The organism is Pseudomonas putida W15Oct28, assembly GCF_000708715.2.
In the GTDB taxonomy this organism is placed as follows: Bacteria; Pseudomonadota; Gammaproteobacteria; order Pseudomonadales; family Pseudomonadaceae; genus Aquipseudomonas; species Aquipseudomonas putida_R.
The window spans coordinates 81,512-96,549 of the sequence record NZ_JENB01000021.1; the positions used below are offsets into that span (position 1 = coordinate 81,512).

Annotated in this window: 11 protein-coding genes; 8 read left to right on the forward strand and 3 right to left on the reverse strand. The window is 64.2% G+C overall.

The genetic code is table 11. The features are described 5' to 3' along the window. Positions 1–9: 9 nt before the first annotated feature. The 8 genes from AK81_RS16495 to AK81_RS30265 all read left to right on the forward strand — a co-directional run bounded on the left by AK81_RS16495 (position 10) and on the right by AK81_RS30265 (position 9,234). The gene (locus AK81_RS16495; protein WP_016500845.1) at positions 10–270 is read left to right on the forward strand and encodes a YeaC family protein; all 261 of its coding nucleotides are present in this window, start codon (positions 10–12) and stop codon (positions 268–270) included. Continuing rightward, positions 267–1,097 (forward strand): DUF2797 domain-containing protein, encoded by an 831-nt coding sequence (locus AK81_RS16500; RefSeq protein ID WP_043200462.1) that lies wholly within the window; start codon positions 267–269, stop codon positions 1,095–1,097. The genes AK81_RS16495 and AK81_RS16500 overlap by 4 nt, the downstream gene beginning before the upstream one ends. 13 nt (positions 1,098–1,110) lie before the next feature. Then, the gene (gene pepN / locus AK81_RS16505) at positions 1,111–3,780 is read left to right on the forward strand and encodes an aminopeptidase N (protein ID WP_043200464.1); all 2,670 of its coding nucleotides are present in this window, start codon (positions 1,111–1,113) and stop codon (positions 3,778–3,780) included. A 194-nt stretch (positions 3,781–3,974) separates the two neighbouring features. Beyond that, on the forward strand, positions 3,975–5,003 hold the full coding sequence (locus AK81_RS16510; protein ID WP_043200466.1) for a WD40/YVTN/BNR-like repeat-containing protein: 1,029 nt from the start codon (positions 3,975–3,977) through the stop codon (positions 5,001–5,003). A gap of 20 nt (positions 5,004–5,023) precedes the next feature. After that, the gene (locus AK81_RS16515) at positions 5,024–7,399 is read left to right on the forward strand and encodes an efflux RND transporter permease subunit (protein WP_043200468.1); all 2,376 of its coding nucleotides are present in this window, start codon (positions 5,024–5,026) and stop codon (positions 7,397–7,399) included. 149 nt (positions 7,400–7,548) lie between these two features. Then, entirely contained in the window at positions 7,549–7,839 is a 291-nt protein-coding gene (locus AK81_RS16520; RefSeq protein WP_043200493.1) for a DUF5629 family protein, read from the forward strand. After that, on the forward strand, positions 7,805–8,935 hold the full coding sequence (locus AK81_RS16525) for a lactonase family protein (protein WP_241496086.1): 1,131 nt from the start codon (positions 7,805–7,807) through the stop codon (positions 8,933–8,935). The genes AK81_RS16520 and AK81_RS16525 overlap by 35 nt, the downstream gene beginning before the upstream one ends. Positions 8,936–9,057: 122 nt before the next feature. Continuing rightward, positions 9,058–9,234 (forward strand): hypothetical protein, encoded by a 177-nt coding sequence (locus AK81_RS30265; protein WP_193393768.1) that lies wholly within the window; start codon positions 9,058–9,060, stop codon positions 9,232–9,234. Between the two features lie 132 nt (positions 9,235–9,366). On the opposite strand, the gene AK81_RS16530 is transcribed toward AK81_RS30265, so the two are convergent. The 3 genes from AK81_RS16530 to AK81_RS16540 are packed head-to-tail and all read right to left on the reverse strand — an operon-like array spanning position 9,367 to position 14,836. Then, positions 9,367–9,960: a glutathione S-transferase gene (locus AK81_RS16530; protein WP_043200472.1), complete on the reverse strand. Its 594-nt coding sequence runs from the start codon at positions 9,958–9,960 to the stop codon at positions 9,367–9,369. Continuing rightward, on the reverse strand, positions 9,957–13,601 hold the full coding sequence (locus AK81_RS16535) for an SbcC/MukB-like Walker B domain-containing protein (protein WP_043200474.1): 3,645 nt from the start codon (positions 13,599–13,601) through the stop codon (positions 9,957–9,959). The genes AK81_RS16530 and AK81_RS16535 overlap by 4 nt, the downstream gene beginning before the upstream one ends. Beyond that, entirely contained in the window at positions 13,598–14,836 is a 1,239-nt protein-coding gene (locus AK81_RS16540) for an exonuclease SbcCD subunit D C-terminal domain-containing protein (RefSeq protein ID WP_043200476.1), read from the reverse strand. Before AK81_RS16540 ends, AK81_RS16535 begins: the two co-directional genes overlap by 4 nt. Positions 14,837–15,038 lie beyond the last annotated feature (202 nt).

Below are 15,038 nucleotides of genomic sequence, written 5' to 3' on the forward strand. Positions count from 1 at the left end.
GGAGACACTATGTCCACTTTCGCGCAAATGATTGAAAACATTACCCCGGAAATCTACGAAAGCCTGAAACTGGCCGTGGAAATCGGCAAATGGTCCGATGGCCGCAAGCTCACCGCCGAGCAGAAAGAGCTGTCGCTGCAAGCCGTGATCGCCTGGGAAATCCAGAACCTGCCCGAAGACCAGCGCACCGGCTACATGGGCCCGCAGGAATGCGCATCGAAGTCTGCGCCGATCGCCAATATTCTGTTCAAATCGGACTCGGTACATTGATCGAACTCGCTCGTGGCTCGTTGAGCAAAATGGCGGTAAGCCTGCAAGCACCCGTGGTGCAATACAGCTTCCGCCTGGATGACACGCAGGTGCCGGTCAACCCGCTGATCGGCCAGCGCCTGCGCCTGGAATACCTTGGCGCCATTCACTGCAACCACTGCGGCAAGCGCACCAAGACCAGCTTCAGCCAGGGGTACTGCTACCCGTGCATGACCAAGCTGGCCCAGTGCGACGTGTGCATCATGGCCCCGGAAAAATGCCACTACGACGCCGGCACCTGCCGCGAGCCGTCGTGGGGCGAACAGTTCTGCATGACCGACCACGTGGTCTACCTGGCCAACTCGTCGGGGATCAAGGTCGGCATCACCCGCGCCACCCAGCTGCCCACCCGCTGGCTCGACCAGGGCGCCAGCCAGGCCCTGCCGATCATGCGCGTGGCTACCCGTCAGCAGTCAGGCCTGGTCGAAGACGTGTTGCGCAGCCAGGTGCCGGACCGCACCAACTGGCGCGCGCTGCTCAAAGGCGACGCCGAGGTGCTCGACCTGCCGGCTATCCGCGATCAGATCTTCGACGCCTGCGCCGACGGCCTGCGCGAGCTGCACGGGCGTTTTGGCCTGCAGGCGATCCAGCCGCTGCCCGACGCCGAAGTGGTGCAGATGAAGTATCCGGTAGAGGCCTACCCGACAAAGATCGTCAGCTTCAACCTCGACAAGGACCCGGTAGCCGAAGGCACGCTGCTGGGCATCAAAGGTCAGTACCTGATTTTCGACACCGGTGTGATCAATATTCGCAAGTACACGGCCTACCAGTTGGCCGTGCTCCAGTAAAAAGGACCTGCACATGCGTACCGAACAACCGCAAGTGATCTACCTCAAGGATTACCAGGCGCCCGAGTACCTGATCGACGAGACGCACCTGACCTTCGAGCTGTTCGAGGACCACACCCTGGTTCACGCGCAACTGGTCATGCGCCGCAACCCGGCACGCGGAGCCGGCCTGCCGCCCCTGGTGCTCGACGGCCAGCAGCTGGAACTGCTGCGCGCCGCGCTGGACGACCAGGAACTGCAGGCGGGCGACTACCAGCTCGAAGCCGACAGCCTGACGCTGCACCCCAAGGCCGAGCAGTTCACCCTCGACACCAGCGTGAAGATCCACCCCGAGAGCAACACCGCGCTGGAAGGCCTGTACAAGTCGGGCAAGATGTTCTGCACCCAGTGCGAGGCCGAGGGCTTCCGCAAGATCACCTACTACCTCGACCGCCCGGACGTGATGAGCACCTTCACCACCACGGTGATTGCCGAGCAGCATCGCTACCCGGTACTGCTGTCGAACGGCAACCCGACGGGCAGCGGGCCGGCCGAGGATGGCCGCCACTGGGCAACCTGGGAAGACCCGTTCAAGAAGCCGGCCTACCTGTTCGCGCTGGTGGCCGGTGACCTCTGGTGCGTCGAGGACAACTTCACGCGCCAGTCTGGCCACGATGTGATGCTGCGCATCTATGTCGAGCCCGAGAACCTGGACAAGTGCGACCACGCCATGGTCAGCCTGAAGAAGTCCATGCGCTGGGACGAAGAAGTCTATGGCCGCGAGTACGACCTGGACATCTTCATGATTGTTGCGGTCAACGACTTCAACATGGGCGCCATGGAAAACAAGGGCCTGAACATCTTCAACTCCAGCTGTGTGCTGGCCCGTGCCGAAACCGCCACCGATGCCGCGCACCAGCGCGTCGAAGGCGTGGTCGCCCACGAGTACTTCCACAACTGGTCGGGCAACCGTGTCACCTGCCGTGACTGGTTCCAGCTGTCGCTGAAGGAAGGCTTCACGGTGTTCCGCGATGCCGAGTTCAGCGCCGACATGAACTCGCGCACGGTCAAACGCATCGAAGACGTCGCCTACCTGCGCACCCACCAGTTCGCCGAAGACGCCGGCCCCATGGCCCACCCGGTGCGCCCGGACAGCTTCATCGAAATCTCCAACTTCTACACCCTGACCGTGTACGAGAAGGGCGCCGAAGTGGTGCGCATGGTACGTACCCTGCTGGGTAACGAAGGCTTCCGCAAAGGCAGCGACCTGTACTTTGAACGCCATGATGGCCAGGCGGTGACCACCGACGACTTCATCAAGGCCATGGAAGACGCCAACGGTGTGGACTTCACCCAGTTCAAACGCTGGTACAGCCAGGCCGGCACCCCGCGCCTGGAAGTCAGCGAAGCCTATGACGCTGCTGCGCAGACCTACAGCCTGACCTTCCGCCAGAGCTGCCCGCAGACCCCGGACAAGGCCGAAAAGCTGCCGTTCGTGATCCCGGTCGAGCTGGGCCTGCTGGACGCCGAAGGCAATGACCTGCCGCTGCGCCTGGCCGGTGAAGCTGCTGCCATAGCGGGTAACGTAGCCAGCAGCCGCGTGCTGTCGGTGACCGAGGCCGAGCAAACCTTCACCTTCGAGGGTGTCCAGGCCAAGCCGCTGCCTTCGCTGCTGCGCGGCTTCAGCGCGCCGGTGAAGCTCAGCTTCCCTTACGACCGCGACCAGCTGATGTTCCTGATGCAGCACGACAGCGACGGCTTCAACCGCTGGGAAGCGGGCCAGCAGCTGTCGGTGCAGGTACTGCAAGAACTGATCGGCCAGCACCAACGCGGCGAAGCCCTGAAACTCGACCAGCGGCTGATCACTGCCCTGGGCACCGTGCTGGGCAACGAGTCGCTGGACGCCGCCATGGTTGCCGAAATGCTTTCGCTGCCGGGCGAGGCCTACCTCACCGAAATCAGCCAGGTGGCCGACGTGGACGCCATCCACGCTGCCCGCGAGTTCGCCCGCCAGCAGATCGCCGCACAGCTGTTCGACGCCCTGTGGGCGCGCTACCAGGCCAACCGTGAAGTGTCGCGCAGCACCGCCTACGTGGCTTCTGCCGAGCACTTCGCCCGGCGCAGCCTGCAGAACATCGCTCTGTCGTACCTGATGCAGAGCGGCAAACCGCAGGTGCTGGAAGCGACACTGGAGCAGTTCGATCAGTGCGACAACATGACCGAACGCCTCACGGCCCTGGCAGTGCTGGTCAACTCGCCGTTCGAAGCCGAGCGGGCCAAGGCCCTGGAAGCCTTTGCCGAGCACTTCAAGGACAACCCGCTGGTCATGGACCAGTGGTTCAGCGTGCAGGCGGCCAGCGCGCTGCCGGGTGGGCTGGCGCGGGTCAAGGCGTTGATGCAGCACCCGGCGTTCACCCTGAAGAACCCGAACAAGGTACGTGCACTGGTAGGTGCGTTTGCCGGGCAGAACCTGGTCAACTTCCATGCGGCAGATGGCTCGGGCTACCGTTTCCTGGCGGACCTGGTGATCGAGCTGAATGCGCTGAACCCGCAGATTGCCTCGCGGCAACTGGCACCGCTGACCCGCTGGCGCAAGTATGACGATGCGCGTCAGGCCCTGATGAAGGGCGAGCTGGAGCGGATTCTGGCTTCTGGCGAGCTGTCCAGTGATGTGTATGAAGTGGTGAGCAAGAGCCTGGCGTAAGCCTGGTAGATCTTGGGGCCGCGCAGCGGCCCCGGCTTTTTCAAGCCGACAACAAAACATAACACCCCGCCCGTTGTATCCCCGCCAACATCCCCGCTACAGTCCCCTCAAGCTATTGCAGGCCTCTAGATCAGGCTTTTCGCAGTACCTGCAATGCATTGACCCACCAACAAGAACACAACAAGGGGGCAGTCATGAGGGAACAGCTACGGGCGCCAGCCAGGCGTGGTGCCTGGCCATGGGCGGCCAGCGCAGTGCTGGCACTGGCATTGGGGGTGTGGGCCGACAGTGCCCAGGCCGCCGCCGCCGACGAATACTCCACCGAATCCGCCAAGGCCAGCCAAAGCCTGTTGATCGACGCCACCCATGCCGGCAAGCGCCTGGTGGTGGTGGGCGATCGCGGCCACATTCTGTTCTCCGACGACCAGGGCAGCACCTGGACCCAGGCCCGGGTCCCCACCCGGCAGTTGCTCACCGCCGTGTTCTTCCTCGATGACAAGCGCGGCTGGGCGGTGGGCCATGATGCGCAGATCCTCGCCAGCAGCGACGGCGGGGCCACCTGGAGCAAGCAGTTCGAAGACCTCGCCCGCGAAGCGCCCTTGCTCGATGTTGCCTTCCTCGATGCCCAGCACGGCTTTGCCGTGGGTGCCTACGGCGCTTTGCTGGAAACCACAGACGGCGGCCTGCACTGGCAGGACGTGGCCGAGCGCCTGGACAACCCGGACCAGTTGCACCTGAACGGCATTGCCCGGGTGCGTGACGCCGGCCTGTTCATCGTCGGCGAGCAGGGCGGCATGTTCCGCTCGGCAGACAACGGCCAGACCTGGACCAGGGTCCAGGGCCCCTACGAGGGCTCGCTGTTCGGCGTGATCGGCACCGCCCAGGCGCACGCCTTGCTGGCCTACGGCCTGCGCGGCAACCTGTTCCGTTCCACTGATTTTGGTGACAGCTGGCAGCCGATCGAACTCAAGGCCGCGCGCGGCGACCTCGAATTCGGCCTGGCAAGCGCTACGCTTCTCGATGATGGCACCCTGGTGCTGGTCGGCAACGGCGGCAGCGTGCTGCGCAGTGCCGATGGCGGCCAGACCTTCAGCGTGTACAACCGTGCCGACCGCATCGCCCTGGCAGGCGTCAGCGGCCTGGCCAATGGCGGCCTGCTGCTGGTAGGGCAGGGCGGTGTACACCTGGCGGATGCCCAGGGTGCCGAGGGGGCGAGCCAATGACCAGCAGGGAGAGCATTACCATGCACCCGCACCACCAGGACAAGGCCACGCTGCTCGAACGCCTGATCTTCAACAACCGCCCCGTGGTCATCGCGCTGTGCGTGCTGGTGAGCATTTTCCTGTTCTGGCAGGCCACGCAGATTCGCCCCTCGACCAGCTTCGAGAAGATGATCCCGCTGCAGCACCCGTTCATCGAGCAGATGATGGAGCACCGCAACGACCTGGCCAACCTCGGCAACACCGTACGCATTTCGGTGGAGGCAGTGAATGGCGACATCTTCGACAAGGACTACATGGAGACCCTGCGCCAGGTCCATGACGAGGTGTTCTACATCCCCGGCGTCGACCGTGCCGGGCTGAAGTCGCTGTGGAGCCCCAGCGTGCGCTGGAGCGAGGTTACCGAAGAAGGCTTTTCCGGTGGCGAGGTGATCCCCAACACCTACAACGGTTCGCAGGACAGCCTCGACACCCTGCGCGACAACGTGCTCAAGTCCGGCCAGGTGGGGCGGCTGGTGGGCAACAACTTCAAGTCCAGCATCGTCGACGTGCCGCTGCTGGAGAGCTACCCCGACCCGCAGGACCCGGGCAAGCAGGTGAAGCTGGACTACCAGCAGTTCTCGCACCTGCTGGAAGAGAAGATCCGCGACAAGTTCCAGGCGCAGAACCCCAATGTGAAAATCCACATTGTCGGCTTCGCCAAGAAGGTCGGTGACCTGATTGATGGCCTGGTGATGGTGGCGATGTTCTTCGGCGTCGCCCTGGCCATTACCTGGGTGCTGTTGTACTGGTTCACCTGGTGCATCCGCAGCACCATCGCCGTACTCATCACCACCCTGGTGGCGGTGGTCTGGCAGTTGGGGCTGATGCATGCGGTGGGCTTTGGCCTGGACCCTTACTCGATGCTGGTGCCGTTCCTTATCTTCGCCATCGGCATTTCCCACGGGGTGCAGAAGATCAACGGCATCGCCTTGCAGTCAAGTGACGCCGACAACGCCCTGACGGCGGCCCGGCGCACCTTCCGCCAGCTATTCCTGCCGGGCATGATCGCCATCCTCGCCGACGCGGTGGGCTTCATCACCCTGCTGATCATTGATATCGGGGTGATTCGCGAGCTGGCCATCGGTGCCTCCATCGGCGTGGCGGTGATCGTGTTCACCAACCTGATCCTGCTGCCGGTGGCTATTTCCTATGTCGGCATCAGCAGGAAGGCCATCGAGCGCAGCAAGAAGGACGCCACCCGCGAGCACCCGTTCTGGCGCCTGTTGTCGAACTTCGCCAGTGCCAAGGTGGCGCCGGTGTCTGTAACCCTGGCGCTGATCGCCTTCGCCGGAGGCCTGTGGTACAGCCAGAACCTGAAGATAGGCGACCTCGACCAGGGCGCGCCGGAGCTGCGCCCCGACTCGCGCTACAACCAGGACAACAGCTTCATCATCAGCAACTACTCGACCAGTTCCGACGTGCTGGTGATCATGGTCAAGACCCCGTCGGAGAAGTGCTCGGTCCACTCGACCATGGCGCCGATCGACGAGTTGATGTGGACCATGCAGAACACCCCGGGTGTGCAGTCGGCGATTTCCCTGGTGACCGTGTCCAAGCAGGTGATCAAGGGCATGAACGAGGGCAGCCTGAAATGGGAAACCCTGTCGCGCAACTCGGACATCCTCAACAACTCCATCGCCCGGGCCGACGGCCTGTACAACGGTGACTGCTCGCTGGCGCCGGTGCTGGTGTTCCTCAACGACCACAAGGCCGAGACCCTGGAGCGGGTCACTGCCGCAGCCAAGGCGTTTGCCGACAGCCACAACAAGGAAGGCCTGCAGTTCCTGCTGGCGGCGGGCAACGCCGGGATCGAGGCGGCGACCAACGAAGTGATCAAGTCGGCCGAGCTGACCATCCTGATTCTGGTGTACATCTGCGTGGCGGTTATGTGCCTGATCACCTTCCGCTCGTTCGCCGCCACCCTGTGTATCGTCCTGCCGCTGGTACTGACCTCGGTGCTGGGAAACGCGCTGATGGCCTACATGGGCATCGGGGTGAAGGTGGCGACCTTGCCGGTTGTGGCGCTGGGTGTGGGGATTGGCGTGGACTACGGCATCTACATCTACAGCCGGCTGGAGAGTTTCCTGCGTGCCGGGTTGCCGTTGCAGGAGGCTTATTACCAGACCCTGCGCTCGACGGGTAAAGCCGTGTTGTTTACTGGCTTGTGCCTGGCCATCGGCGTGTGCACCTGGATCTTCTCGGCAATCAAGTTCCAGGCTGACATGGGGCTGATGCTGACCTTCATGCTGCTGTGGAACATGTTTGGCGCGCTGTGGCTGCTACCGGCGCTGGCACGGTTCCTGATCAAGCCGGAGAAGATGGTGGGCAAGGAGGGTGGGTCGATTTTCGCCCATTGAAATGCTGGGGGCCGCTTTGCGGCCCATTCGCAGCACAAGGCTGCTCCTAAAAGGTTACGCGATCCCCTGTAGGAGCAGCCTTGTGCTGCGAATGGGCTGCAAAGCAGCCCCAAGGCTATAATGCCAACTCATTTCAGATTGGTACCCCCATGTCCCCCCTCGCCACCGCCCTGCAGTCCTGCGACATGCTCCTGATCGACGGCCTGCACGCCTTCGATTTCACCGCCGACGAAGCCGGCCTCACCGTCGAATGCATGGATGGCCGACAGCTGCGCCGCTGGTCCTTCACCCCCGAACAAGTCGCCGCCGCCATCGCAAGCGGTGATGAATGGCAACTCAACGATGCCAACGGCGAGCATCGGCTAGTCTGTATGAGTGCCTTTCGCGCCCCGGATGATGACCAAGATGAACCGGACCTGGACGAGCCTGCTGACCGCTAGCCTGATGAGCCTGACAATCCACGCCCACGGCGCAACCTTGCTGGTGGGCAGCTACACCGATGGCGCCAGCCAGGGTATCTACCGCTATCAGTTCGACGACAAGGCCGGCCAAATCGGCCCCACACCCCTGCAGGTGGTGAAAAGCGTGAGCCCTTCGTGGCTGGTGCTGTCGGCCGACCAGCGCCAGCTGTTCGCGGTGAATGAAACGCCGCAGGGCCATGCCAGCAGTTTCAGCATCAGCAGCAAAGGCGAAATCAAGCCGCTCAACCAAGTGGCCACCCAGGGTGACGAGCCGACTCACGCCAGCCTCAGCCGTGACCAGCGCTACCTGTTCGTGGCCAATTACGCGGTCAACCCCGACCCCGGTGGCAGCCTGGTGGTGATCCCGGTGGCCAAGGACGGCAAGCTCAAGCCCGTGGTGCAACAGGCCCGGCACAAGGCGAGCGGGGCCAACCCTGAGCGCCAGGCCGGTGCCCACGTGCATTCGCTGGTGCTGTCGCCGGATGGCCAGCACCTGTATGCCAGCGACCTGGGTGCCGACAAGGTGTTCATCTACCGCTATGACGGTGCCAGTGCGGACCACCCGCTGACAGCGGCAATACCAGCGTCCGTGGCCTTGCCGCCGGGCAGCGGGCCGCGTCACCTGCTGTTCGACGCCAAGGGGCGGCACGCCTACCTCACCCTGGAGATGAACGCCGAGGTGGTGATGTTCGATGTGCAGGACGGCAACCTGGTCGAACGCCAGCGCTTACCCCTGACCGAGCGCCAGGAGGCAGCAGCGAAGGCAGCGGGTGGCTTGCACCTGTCGGCGGACGGGCGCTTCCTGTACGTGAGCAACCGCGGCACGGCCAATGAAATTGTGGCGTTCAGTGTGGGCAAGCAGGACGGCCAGTTGACGTTCCTGCAGCGTCGCTCGGTGGAAGGTGATCACCCCCGGGAATTTGCCCTGGCCCCGAGTGACAACTTCCTGCTGGTGGCCAACCAGAAGAGCAACCAGATCGTGGTGATACGTCGCGATCCGCGCAGTGGCAAGCTGCTGGAGACGGTGCAGACGCTGAAGCAGGATGCACCCTCGGACCTCAAGTTCATCGAGTGATATCGATCAGCGTGATAATCGGTACTGCCGCAATGAATTTTTGCGTGCGGCCTCGGCGGCGTAAGTTTGACCCAAGGCCCAAACGGGCCACCGTCAAACCACCGCCGTCGAGGTCAGCCCAGATGAACTTCAATCTCTTCCCGGTTATTGCCGCATCCGCCATTTCCGCATCGGTTGTACTGCCGGCCCATGCCCATGCCGATAGCAGCAAGGCTTCTGCCACCCACAGCTACACCGAACAGTACCTGCGCCAGAGCGCCAACTTCCATGCGGCCCTGAGTGGCAAACACAACCACTGATTCGGCTTATGTGAGGTCTCTGTGGGAGCGGGCATGCCCGCGAACACCGGCAAAGCCGGTGCCATCCACCGCGGTGCCTGCTTCGCGGGCATGCCCGCTCCCACAGGGACCCATTTGCAGCCAGATGTTCGATCAGCGAACCATGATTGCCTTGAACAGCGCCGAAGCCAGCCACCCCTCCAGCCAGCTCCGCACCCGCGGATAAGCCGCCTCGGCGAACCACTGCGGTTCGACCCCGGCAAACTGGCGCATCAGGGGCAGCAACGCGGCATCGGCGAGGCTCGGGTGGTCTGCCAGCAAGTAGTCTCGCCCAGCCAGCAGGCCTTCGAGCTCCGCCAGCCAGGTTTCGGCCTGCTGGCGGTAATGCTCGCGGGAATGTTCCGGGTAGCGCTCGGCATACTTGTACAGGTTCACCTGCACCTTGAACGTGCCGTCGTTGCGCGCAATCAGTGCATCAGCTTGCTGCGCGGCCACAGGGTCAGCCTGTAGCTGCCAGTCCTGCGGGTCGTTTTGCGTCAGCGCCCAACGCATGATGTCCAGGCTCTCTTCCAGTACCCCTGCACCGGTATCCAGCACCGGCACCGTGCCCTTGGGCGACAAGGCCAGCAGGGCTGCCGGCTTGTTCTTCATCGCCACCTCACAGATTTCCACCTCGCACCCGGCATAACGCAAGGCCAGGCGCGCGCGCATGGCCCAGGGGCAGCGGCGGAACGAGTAGAGGATCACCCGCACACCTCCACGTCACTCAGGCCATTGCCTTGGCGACGCACCTGGATCTGCACCGGGATGCGCTCGTGCATTTCCTGCACGTGGGAGATCACCGCCACTTTGCGGCCCTGGGCCTGCAAACCGTCGAGGGCGTCCATGGCCAGTTGCAGCGACTCGGGGTCGAGGCTGCCGAAGCCTTCGTCGATGAACAGCGATTCGATGCGCAGGGTACTGGAGGCCATCGAGGCCAGGCCCAAGGCCAGGGCCAGCGATACCAGGAAGGTTTCCCCGCCCGAAAGCGAGTGCACCGAACGCAGTTCGTCGCCCATCTCGGTGTCCAGCACCAGCAGGCCCAGGGCGCTGCCGCCGCGCTTGAGGCGGTAGCGGCGGGCCAGCTGGCGCAGCTGGGTGTTGGCGTGGTGCAGCAGCAGGTCGAGGTTGTAACCCTGGGCGATCTTGCGGAACACATCGCCCGAGGCCGAACCGATCAGGGCGTTCAGGCGTGCCCAGCGTTGCCATTGCTGATGGGCCTGTTCGATTTCTGCCGCCAACGCCTGGTGTGCCTGCTGGCGACGCTGGTCGTCGGCCTGCTGTGCGCGCAGTTCGGCGCACTGCTGCTCGTGGCCGGCCAGGCGCTCGCGCAGTTCGGCCAAGGCTTGCTCCAGGGCGTCAGCCGAGGTGTCCACTGTCATTTGTGCGGCGTGGTGTTGCAGGCGTTGTTCACGTTCCTGCAGCAGTACGCGACCTTGCTCGATGGCTTTTTCGGCGTTTTGCAGGTGCTGGCGCAGTTCATTGACTTGCGCATCATTCATGGCCAGCAGGCGATCCAGGCCCGCGTCGTCCAGTTCCGGGTGCTCGCTGCGCCACTGGGCGATCTGGCCCTGCAACTGCTGGCACTCGGCGTCCAGCGCCTGTTGCTGTTGGGCGTTGGCCTTGAGCTCACTGGCCAGTTGCACACCCTGGGTGCGCAGGTCTTGCAGGCGTTGTGCGGTGTCGGCGTCGAGGGCGCGGGCATGTTCCAGCGCGCAGTCCATGTGTTGTTGCCAGGTTTCGGCGCTGGCATGTTCGCCGAGCAGTTCGCCAAGCGAGGCCTGGGCTTGCTGGCGTTGCGCGTCGAGGGCGGCCAGATTCTGCTGCAATTGCTGCTGGCCTTGCACACGCGCTTGTTGCTGGTCGCGCAGCTTGTCCAGCTGGGCCTGGCGGGCTTGTTGTTCTTCCTGTTCGTCCTTGCGTTGCTCCAGTTGTTGCAAGCGTTGGGCAATCTGCTGGTCCAGGGCGAGGAAGGCATTGGCCGGGTCGTCGTTCAGGGCCTTGACGGCCTCTTCGGGTAACACGCCGGTCAGGTCGCTCAGGCCTTGCTGCAGTTGCTGCTCGTCGTTGGCCAAGGCCTGGTGCTGGTGCTCCAGGTGGCGCTGGGCCTGCTGTTGCGCTTCATGGGCGGCTTGCAACTGCTGGTTGAGGCGGGATGCATCTTTTTGCAGGGCGAGCAGGGCGCTCTGGCGCTTCTGGTCCTGACCGATTTCTTCTTCAAGACGCCGCAGTTGGCTGTCGAGCCAGGTGCTGCGGGCCTTGTCGTCCTGCGGGGCGAGGGCAGGCCACAGGCTGTGCGCCTGTACCTCGGCCACCAGCGGTTGCAGCTGTTCGCCCAGTTGCTGCTGTTGTTGCTGGTTGTCCTTGAGCTGGGCGTTGATCACACCCAGCTGGGTACGCAGCTCTACCAGCTTGCTGCTGAGGGTTTCGACCTGCTGCTGCGCGGCGTCTACTTCGGCCTGATCGTGGCGGCCCAGGCTTTGCAGCAGCGCTTCTGGTTGATGGAACGGGTGCTCGGCGCTGCCGCACACGGGGCAGGGTTCGCCGTCGCGCAGTTGGCCGCGCAGTTCTTCGACGCTGGTATTGCGCGCCAGGCGCTGGCGTTCCAGCAGCTGGCGGGTGAGGTTCAGCGCTTGCTCGGCGGCTTCCAGCTCGGCCTTGGCGGCGGTGCCTTCGGTAATCAGTTGCTGGCGTTGCTGCATGGCCTGCTGCTGCCGTTCGCGCACGGCATGCAGCTGCTGGCGCAGCTCTTGTTCACGGCCATGCAGGCGCGACAGTTCTTCGACGGCGCGCTGCTGCTTGCGGTTGTCCTGCAGCATGCCACCGAGCAGGTCGATTTGCTCGGCTAGGGCCTGTGGTTCGGCCTTGGCTTCGCGGAACAGCAGGTCGTAAGCGTCGCGCTCGGCCTGCAAGTGCGCGTTGGCCTGGCTGGCCTGGGCCTGCAGGCCAGGCAGCTCTTCACGGCCTTTGGCCAGGCGGCCACCGATCAGCATCACCTGCTTGAGCTGCGGCAGGTAAGCGTGCCAGGCATTGGCCAGGCCTGCCAGGTGCTGGCTGTCGGCCAGTGCGGTGTCGATCTGGGCCAGTTGCTGCAGGCTGCGCTGCTGGTTGTCTTCCAGCTGCTGCACCTGCTGCTGGCCATCGGCGACCTGCTGTTCAGCCTGTTGGCTGGTGTTGCGCTGTGCGGCCAGCTCCTGGTCCAGGCGGGCCAGGTTGTCTTGGGCGGCAAAGGCCTGACGCAGGCGCGGGGCGTTTTCGCCGTGCTGGGCCTGGCTGTCGGCAAGCGCCTGGCGTGCGATGCCCAGCGCCTGTTCGAGCTCAAGGGTGCGCACCTGCAGCTCGGTTTGCTGCTGCTGTTGCTCAGCGATCTTCGCGGCCACGGGCGCCAGTTGCGCAGTTAGCGCCTGCTGGCGGTGGAACTGGTGGCGCTGCGGGGCCAGGCGCTCCAGGCGAACGAGGTCCAGGCGGGGTTCGGCCAGTTGCTGCCAGCTTTGTTCGGCAGCCTGTAGCGCGGTGCCGGCTTCGGCATGCTGGGCCTGCAACTGGCGTTGTTCATTCAGCCAGTTGCGTTGCTGTTCCAGTTGGCGCTCGCCGGCCTGGTCGGCCTTGAACTGCTGCTGCGCCTGCTCCAGGCGCTGGTCAAGGTCGGTGCGGGCTTCGGCGGCCATCGGTAGCAGGTGGCTGGCGCGGTCCTTGAGGGCATTGTGGGCCTCGCCGGCTTCACGGGCCTTGCTGAAAGCGCGCTGGCCCAGGCGGGTGTAGATGGCGGTATTGGTGAGCTTTTCCAGCAGCTCGCTGCGCTCTTTGTCGTCCGCCTTGAGGAAGGCGCCGAACTCGCTCTGGGCCAGCATCACCGCACGGGTGAACTGCTCGAAGTTCAGGCCAAGGCGGGCTTCGACCAGTTGCTTGTATTCGTTCTTGCCGCTGCCCAGCACTTGCTCGCTGTCCAGGTCGTAGAAGCTCTGACGGCTGTGTTGCAGCTTGCCATTGGCCTTGTCGCGGGCGCGGTTGGCTTCCCAGCGGGCGCGGTAGCGGCGGCCGTCGATACCGACGAAATCGACCTCGGCAAAGCCACTGCCGGTGCCCCGGCGCAGCAGGTTACGCGGGTCGTAGGTAGGGATTTCACCGTCGGCGTCGGGCACCTTGGCCTCGCGGCCGATGTCGTTCAGGCGTGGCACCGTGCCAAACAACGCCAGGCACAGGGCGTCGAGCAGGGTGCTTTTGCCAGCCCCCGTTGGCCCGGTGATGGCGAACAGGCCAGCGCTGGCCAAGGGCTCTGCGGTGAAGTCGATTTCGACCGGGCCGGCCAGGGATGCCAGGTTCTTCAGGCGAATGGCGAGAATCTTCATGGCTGCTCCTCTTCCTGCTGCACGTCCTGCAACAGCAGGGCAAAGTCGGCCAGCGCCTGCTCATCTGCGGGGTTGCCGTAAGCCTGCTCCCAGGCGCGGCTGAACAGGTCCTGCGGGGTCATCTGGGACAGCTCGACAAAGGCCAGGTCATCCTCTTCGGCGTTGTTGCGGCCGGCGTATTCGGCGCTGATGCGGATCAGCCGCACGGCCTTGCCTTCCAGTGCCGTTTCAACCTGCTGGCGCAGGTCGGGTTGCGGCTCATCCAGTATCACCCGCACTTCCAGCCAAGGCTGGCGGTTGGGGTCTTCGAGCAGGTCGATCACGGGTAGCTCGGCCAGCGCTGTCAGTAATTCGCCCAACGGTGCCGGGCCGACCCGTTGCAGGGCCACGGCCCGGGGCACCGGGCGCGGTTCGACGCTGACCAGTTCGGTGCCGTCCAGCTCCACTTCCAGCACCTGGTGCGGGTAGTTGATTTCGGCGAACGACAGCGGGATCGGCGAGCCGCTGTAGCGGATGCGGTCTTCGCGGTTGACCTTCTGCGGTTTGTGCAGGTGGCCCAGGGCGACATAGCTGATGGCCTTGTCGAACAGCTTGGCCGGCAGCGCCTCGGCGTTGCCGATGATCAGGCTGCGTTCGGAGTCCTCCGACACCGAGCCACCGGCCATGTGTGCATGGCTGATGGCGATCAGCGCCTGGTCTTTCTTGCGCTTTTTCTGCGCGGCGGCGATCAGTTGCTGGTGCACCTGGGTGATGCCTTGCAGATAGTCGTCGCCCAGGTTCGGGCCGGTGACCTCGGCCGGGCGCAGGAAGGGCAGGGCCAGGCACCAGGCGGCGACCTTGCCGCGGCCGTTGGTCAGCGGGATCAACAGGCGCTCGGCATCCAGCTGGCCTTCGTCCAGCCAGTGCACACGGCCCAGGGCATGGGTACGCAGCCGGCGCATCAGTGCGGCAGGCAGCTCGATGCGCGAGCCGGAGTCGTGGTTGCCGGCGATCATCACGATGTCCAGCTTGGGCTGTTGCTCGTGGGCCTGGACGATGAAGTCGTAGAGCCGTTCCTGGGCTTTGACCGGCGGGTTGACCGTGTCGAAGATGTCGCCGGCAATCAGCAGCGCATCGGGTTGACGCAGGCGCAGTTGGCCGAGCAGCCAGTCGAAGAAGCAGGCGTGTTCGAAGTCGCGTTCCTGGCCGTGCAGGCTTTGGCCCAGGTGCCAGTCGGAGGTATGAAACAGACGCATGGATGACCTGTTGGTGTCGATTCGAGCAAGCGAGGGCTTGGCTTGGAGGGTGGGCGTTACGCAAAAGCGGGTATGGTAACCCAAGCTGGCATCGGGGTGCATGGAGGGGGATTGGGTTAGGGCCTGCAGGTGTTCGCCACCACATTTTCGGTGCCTGTGAGATCGAGCGCCGCCCGCGCGGCGCTTCGCGGGGCAAGCCCGC

Coding starts and splice junctions, on each gene's coding strand:
- AK81_RS16535 (WP_043200474.1), bottom strand. CDS start 13,601: ATGAAGATTCTCGCCATTCGCCTGAAGAACCTGGCATCCCTGGCCGGC.
- AK81_RS16510 (WP_043200466.1), top strand. CDS start 3,975: ATGAGGGAACAGCTACGGGCGCCAGCCAGGCGTGGTGCCTGGCCATGG.
- AK81_RS16540 (WP_043200476.1), bottom strand. CDS start 14,836: ATGCGTCTGTTTCATACCTCCGACTGGCACCTGGGCCAAAGCCTGCAC.
- AK81_RS16525 (WP_241496086.1), top strand. CDS start 7,805: ATGAACCGGACCTGGACGAGCCTGCTGACCGCTAGCCTGATGAGCCTG.
- AK81_RS16520 (WP_043200493.1), top strand. CDS start 7,549: ATGTCCCCCCTCGCCACCGCCCTGCAGTCCTGCGACATGCTCCTGATC.
- pepN (WP_043200464.1), top strand. CDS start 1,111: ATGCGTACCGAACAACCGCAAGTGATCTACCTCAAGGATTACCAGGCG.
- AK81_RS16515 (WP_043200468.1), top strand. CDS start 5,024: ATGCACCCGCACCACCAGGACAAGGCCACGCTGCTCGAACGCCTGATC.
- AK81_RS16495 (WP_016500845.1), top strand. CDS start 10: ATGTCCACTTTCGCGCAAATGATTGAAAACATTACCCCGGAAATCTAC.
- AK81_RS30265 (WP_193393768.1), top strand. CDS start 9,058: ATGAACTTCAATCTCTTCCCGGTTATTGCCGCATCCGCCATTTCCGCA.